Raw genomic sequence first — 6,272 nt, 5'->3', positions numbered from 1 at the left:
GCCAAAGGCAATCCTGTACCAAGAGTCTCCGCTATGAATATTAACATCGAGGCTTCTGTACCCCGTCGTTAATTTTTAGCTAAACCTGCCGGGGAGAGTCCCTAATTGGCAGAATGACCCCCGAACCATAATCAGGTTATTCTGTGAATTGGTGGCTCTCCCTATGGGGTGGCTCCTGAAATAATCCCCCCACCGAGGACAATCTCCCCTTCATAAATCACGGCTGCTTGGCCCGGGGTGATGCTAAATTGTGGTTGATCAAAAACCAGCTTCACTTGATTATTTTCTAGGGGGATAACATTGACGGGAACGGCCGGAGAACGATAACGTACCTGTACTTGCGCGCGGATAGGGGTGGTGGGTTCGGCAATAGAAACCCAGTTCATCCGTCCGACAAGACAAGCGGCACTAACGGCACTTTCGCGATTACCGACGATAACCCGATTCATGACGGGATCCAGTTTTACCACATACAGGGGTTCGGCGGCGGCGATGCCGATGCCTTTGCGTTGTCCGATCGTATAATGATGGATACCGCTATGTTTACCCAAAACTTTGCCATCGAGATCGACGATATCGCCCTCACTAACGGCGATATACTTATCCAAGAATGATCGCATAGTTCCGTGAGCTTCAATCAAGCATAAATCCTGACTATCGGGTTTATCTGCTGTTTTTAAGCGAAATTCCTGGGCAATCCTGCGGGTTTCTGCCTTGGTTTGTTCGCCCAAGGGAAATAAAGTCCCACGCAGTACATCTTGAGTTAGATCATAGAGAAAATAGGATTGATCTTTATTTTTATCGACGGCGCGCAGCAGTTGATAACGGTTATTTTCAGGAGAAAAACGAATTCTAGCGTAGTGACCGGTGGCAATAGTATCCGTTTGCAAGGTTTCCCTAGCATAATGCAGCATCGGGCTAAATTTTACCGCTTTATTGCACTGAGAACAGGGCAGCGGTGTGATTCCCGCTTCGTAACCGGAAACTAGATAATCAATAATTTCTTTTTGGAAAAGCTCGCGACTATCGACGATATGATGGGGAACCCCCAACTGCTCACAAATAAAGGCCGCATCTACCATCCCCTCGGAGCAGCATTGACCTTTACCCTTCATTAACCACAGGGTCAAGCCAATAACATCATAACCTTGAGCGTGTAAGGCGGCAGCGGCAACAGAGCTATCTACTCCCCCCGATAGACCGACAACAACTTTTCCCATAAACCTTGTCATGATTTTTAACCAATATACTTTCTAGACTAGCATCTCCTCCTTTAAAATTTGGACATGGTGTACCCAAATTTCGTGTGAGGACAAACCAGCACAATGAGAACAAACCTACTGTTTTTCTCGGCTTTATTTTGGTTAAAAGTCGGGATAATCGCTCAAGGAACGCTGCTGCTAAAAGCCAACTTATCTTTTGCCCAGAATCTTTATCCCGGTCGTCGTTTGCCCCCACCGCCGGCGGTGAGACAACCAACTAAACGTTCAGACAGTCCCAGTGCTGTTAATTGTTCCCAATGTTCACCCTTAAATTTACCCCCAGTTAATTCTCCATCAGTTCGCCCCCCGGTGGCTGCCCCAGTTTCCGGTAATCAACCCCTGAGAGAATACGTTTTTCAAGCTCCCGCTACCGTGCGTCCTGCCGATGCTACGGTGATTAATAATCATCCTCGTCCGACTGTCAATCCACCAGCACCCAGACCTCAAAATCGCGCCAATAAACCCCCCGCACCACAGCAGCGGGTTATTGCCGCTAATCAACTCTTTCGCGTGGAAGTTAGTAGTAATAGTGCGGAAGCGTTGGCAAAAATTCAAGAAATTGAACCCCTCGCATTTATCCGCGCGGGAGAAAATGTGATTCAAGCGGGGTTATTTCAGCAACAATACCAAGCTAAACAACGGGTACAAGAGTTAACTAAACAGGGTTTTAGCGCCCAGATTATTACCCTCAATAATTAGGGTATGCTGAAACAGTCTGTTGGTGGGGTGTAGGGTGTGGGGTGTAGGGTGTGGGGTGTAGGGTTTTATTCCCCCCCGTTCACTCCAATGGCTGACACTTTTTGATATCAAAAAAGTCTAAAATTTTTATCCAACAAGGTTTTTAGATTTATTCAGCAAACCCTAATTATGCAATAATTCTCTAGAATTTCAGCTAATCTCGATCGAATCTCTTGCCTCTTGCCTATCCTAACCAAAAAGTTAATTTTACCCTATTAAGTAGTCGGACATAAATTCTGTTGTCTATCTTAAGAAATGTAAATTGCCGCAATTCTTACTGACGACCGACGACCGACTCCTGACGACCGACTCCTTACCCCACAGTTAACTTTACTTTTGTCCAACTACTTAATAACTAAATTTTAACTTCTAATAAAACGATCGATTGCTGTGTTCATTACCCCCACACGACTGGATAATTCCACAAGTTCCGTGGTGACAATATTATAATCCCCTAAATATTTATGGAGATTAGTTCCCTCTTGTTGATTGCCAATTTCCACTAACCTTTCCTCTCGCAATTCTTGCAAATGATCGAGGACTTCTTCTAAAGTATCTTCGAGGGGAGGTAAGGGAGAAGGAGGATTATTTGTTTGCAAAGCTTGGGTTAATTGCGTCAAAGCTTGGGTTAATTGTTGTGTGAACAGACTGAGATTAGGATGGGGAGGACTACCGCGATATTGTTCCAATTCCGTCAATAAAACTGTCACCCCGCGACCAAAACGAGGAATATAATTACTTAAAGTGATTGCCGGTTCCATTTGTGGAAAGGGTGTGCTAGGATCATCAATTAGTCTTTGTAGGGCCGTTTGCATAGTTGTATTTGCTCGTCGAGCTTTATTGCGATGGGAAGATAAAATTGCAGTTTGATAGGATGATTCTCCCAAATAAACTGCCATAACTGACTGAAAAAATATTTGATTAGCTTCTAATGCTTTAATGGCAGCGAGGGAAAAACGTTCATCTTCATTAAACCGTAAAAAACCGAAGGAAAGTGCAAAGGCTAAAGCACTACCGATTAAAGTATAAACTATTCTGATATACTCTAAATTAATACCGTCATTGCTGGCATCCAGACGACTGATGATTAAAGCAAAAATTGTGATAAAAAATACGGCCAAACTATAGTGAAATCGCACCAAAGCTAAAGCGATCGCTATAGAAATCATCCCAATAATTTCTAACCAGATCGGATTATCTATAATTCGCAACAGTGCCAAAACAAAAAACGAGCCTAAAATCGTGCCAAACACCCGATTTAAAAAGCGTTGAAAAGTCAAGCTAAAATCTGGTTTTAACACAATAACTAAGGTTAAACCAATCCAAAAACTATGGGTAATTCCTAGCTTGTTGTAAATCAAAACTCCTAGCGCACTTCCCAAACCCAAGCGTAAACCATGACGAAATAGGGGCGATTCTAGATTAAAATTAGATTTTAATGGTTCCCACCAAGCTTTTTCTTGACTGTACTCTTTTTCTATCCCTTCAAAGTTCCGATGCCAAGGATTTTTTTTATCTGAAAATTCCTCGCTTTGCCGCAAATGTTGCGCTGTTTCACTGGCTATTTTTAGCTGTTTAAATAATTTTTTTAAACGATTATTTAATTGGGAAATTGCCACATAACTGCTATAATCATCCTGGGCATTTTCTAAAACTTTAGCTTGCAGGTTTTTTTGTTGCTCGATCGCCTTGAGTAATAGCTGCAAGCGCTCACAATCCGGTCGTTTATTTCTACCCAAAATTAACCAGGCAATATCTTCGCTAATTTCCGCCACTTGCACGAGAATATCTTCTAATAAAATACCCACCGTGGTCAGTTGTGGCAAGGGATGAAGATGAAGCAATTCTCGCAGCGCGATTAAGCTGGTATTAATGCGATCGCTATCTTCGATCAAGACGATTAACAATTCCCGCAGCTCACTTTTTCCCCAACGTCCCCGACGCGTCAAGGTGACAGTTTTCCTAGAACGGAGCAACAGTTGGCGGATTTTGTCAAAATATGGCTCCTCATTAGCATTAGAACGAGAGTGTAAGGGCAAAGAGCGGAGATAAGTGGCGATACCCTGAAAATTTTCCGCCGTTACCTGACGTAAAGGCTGATTAGGGCGAAAAGGCCAGATAAACAGGGCTAAAAAAATTGTCCATCCCCCTCCCAACACAGCGATTCCGGCCCGTTGTAAAGCGACGACAATATCTCCCGATGGCAAAGAAACAGCAAAAAGCAGCAATAAACTAATTACTACCCCAGCTAACGCCCCATTTTCCCCGTAAACCGTCAAATAACCCGCTAGAAACAACCCGCAAAAAACTATCACTACGGTCAATCCTAGCCAAGCACTGGCTAATGTGCCGATAATCAAAGCTAGAGCCATCCCGATAGTCGTAGCGACGAGAGTTTTCGCTCTCAGGCGGTAAAGTCCCCCTACATCGGCTAAAATCAAGGTTTGAGCCGCTAAACCGACCATTAACCCCAATTCTGACTGATCTAAAATATCACCGATAATAATCGGTACCGCAATCGCTAATAAAGTCCGAATCCCCCGCTCGATCTCGATATCGCCACTAGGACGCAATAAAAAAGCAAATCGCTGAAGTAGCATAAATTCACTGAAAACTTAACTCTTGAACCTGATAACATAGCTACCGATCAATAATTTTAGGGCAGCCAACGGGGTTTAAAACCGGCGTTGAGTTCTTGAGGTAAAATTTTCGGGGTGCTATTGGGACTGAATTGATCGGGGAGTGGTAATAACCAGAGACGACCATCGGCAATGCTCGACCCCTCCCCGGTGACTAAATCATTTCTGACTCCAAAGGGTGTGGTTGCTAACTGATCAAATAATAAGGCCACGCCATCGGGAGACATACTCATCTGCACGTCACGATAATTAGGTAAGGCCAGCAGGGGCATCATTTTACCCGTTTTTAGCTCAATAATCCCTAAAAATGGTTCTTCTTTCACTTTGCCATCGCTGCCCATGACCAGATCGCTTTTCAGACAGTAAAGGGTTTTTTCTTGTCGCGGTTCAAATTCACAGCTAATAATCGGATTAGCTGTTCTTAATAGTAGTCTTGACTCTCCCTGATCGTTGAGCAAAAATAGCGATCGCTGATTATCCGGTTCTGATTTCACCATTAATTTTTGGCGACCATCCCGGGAAAAAGCGAGTATTTTCTCGTAGGTAGGCAAAAATTCCGGTTTTCCCGCTTGGACATCCAAAGGAATCACCGCTACCCCTCCCGTTTGACTGACAACCGCTTTTTTACCGTCGGGAGATAGTAAAAAATTATCCCCTTGCATTCCTAACGGTCGCGATTGTCCATCATCACTGATTACCCATAAACTGGCATCCCCCGGATTCCCATGATTAATTCTCTGCACGATTAGGGTTTTGCCGTTATCTGAGAGATCAAAGCGCAGATTTTGATAGGTTTTCGCATCTAAAAACCTTTCTATACGACCAATGGGCAAATTTTGACCATTTTCGTCATGATTTAAACCCGTGGTCATCGTGTAAAGTTGCTGTTTCGGGGTGTCTCGTCCTAAGTCAGAGCGATCGAAGGCCGAGAATAAAATTCTCTCTCCCCTCGGATAGATTTGAAAATCCGTGACCACCAGATCCGCAGGGGTAAGGATGGTTTTTTTCAGTTCTGTGACGTTATTTGCCCCCTGAATGATATTACAGACGATTAAACGACCTCTTTCCTCTTGGTTGACTCCAATATAGGCAAAAGCTCGATCGTGGGTGTAAAATTCCCCGATAAAGTCCTCACCTTGAGCAATGGGTAACTTTACTTGATATTTTTTGCCGTAGATGGGCAATTCCGTCAAGGTATAGGTCAAGCGATCGCCAGACCAGCTAATTTTACCCGGCAAGGGAGGATCGATCACCAGTCCGGTTTCTATGTCGGAACGGTCAATCGGTCGATTAAAACTTAAAGTAAAATAATTGTCCCTAACGCCGATTTTTCGTCCTTGCCAGCTAAAATTCTCCCCTCGGGTAGGAACTTGATTTCCCTGGATCAAAATCGACGATATCCCGGCAATTAAGGCCAAAATAGTCGCTAACACTAAGCGATCGAACCAAGCTAATCTTTTCATCAGTTATCAGTTATCAGTTATCAGTTATCAGGAGTCAGTCAGGAGGCAATAGGCAATAGGCAATAGGCAATAGGCAATAGGCAATAGGCAATAGGCAGCTTTATTCTCCCCACACCCCACACCCCACACCCCACACCCCACACCCTACACCCTACACCCTACACCCCACT

4 protein-coding genes are annotated in these 6,272 nt (G+C 44.0%); 1 reads left to right on the top strand and 3 read right to left on the bottom strand.

Translation table 11 applies throughout. The annotated features are described in order from the left end of the window. Nucleotides 1-161: 161 nt before the first annotated feature. Nucleotides 162-1,220 (bottom strand): tRNA 2-thiouridine(34) synthase MnmA, encoded by a 1,059-nt coding sequence (mnmA, locus tag PX636_RS05305; protein WP_288116415.1) that lies wholly within the window; start codon nt 1,218-1,220, stop codon nt 162-164. Nucleotides 1,221-1,325: 105 nt separating this feature from the next. Between mnmA and PX636_RS05300 the strand changes: the two genes are divergently transcribed. Continuing rightward, the gene (locus tag PX636_RS05300) at nt 1,326-1,961 is read left to right on the top strand and encodes a hypothetical protein (protein WP_002795622.1); all 636 of its coding nucleotides are present in this window, start codon (nt 1,326-1,328) and stop codon (nt 1,959-1,961) included. Nucleotides 1,962-2,362: 401 nt separating this feature from the next. Here PX636_RS05300 and PX636_RS05295 read toward each other — a convergent pair whose 3' ends face one another. Next, on the bottom strand, nt 2,363-4,600 hold the full coding sequence (locus PX636_RS05295; protein ID WP_288116414.1) for an FUSC family protein: 2,238 nt from the start codon (nt 4,598-4,600) through the stop codon (nt 2,363-2,365). A 56-nt stretch (nt 4,601-4,656) separates the two neighbouring features. Then, complete coding sequence (locus tag PX636_RS05290; RefSeq protein ID WP_288116413.1) at nt 4,657-6,102, bottom strand: Ig-like domain-containing domain; 1,446 nt, start codon at nt 6,100-6,102, stop codon at nt 4,657-4,659. Between the last annotated feature and the right edge of the window lie 170 nt (nt 6,103-6,272).

The sequence above is a fragment of the Microcystis sp. M53598_WE2 genome (assembly GCF_030067735.1).
GTDB classification, from domain to species: Bacteria; Cyanobacteriota; Cyanobacteriia; order Cyanobacteriales; family Microcystaceae; genus Microcystis; species Microcystis aeruginosa.
Note: the sequence above shows the minus strand (reverse complement) of the source record. Positions and strands in the feature narration are given on the sequence as shown.

Bases quoted from the DNA above. Each gene is read 5' to 3' on its own strand.
- PX636_RS05295 (WP_288116414.1), bottom strand. From the start codon at position 4,600: ATGCTACTTCAGCGATTTGCTTTTTTATTGCGTCCTAGTGGCGATATC.
- mnmA (WP_288116415.1), bottom strand. From the start codon at position 1,220: ATGGGAAAAGTTGTTGTCGGTCTATCGGGGGGAGTAGATAGCTCTGTT.
- PX636_RS05300 (WP_002795622.1), top strand. From the start codon at position 1,326: ATGAGAACAAACCTACTGTTTTTCTCGGCTTTATTTTGGTTAAAAGTC.
- PX636_RS05290 (WP_288116413.1), bottom strand. From the start codon at position 6,102: ATGAAAAGATTAGCTTGGTTCGATCGCTTAGTGTTAGCGACTATTTTG.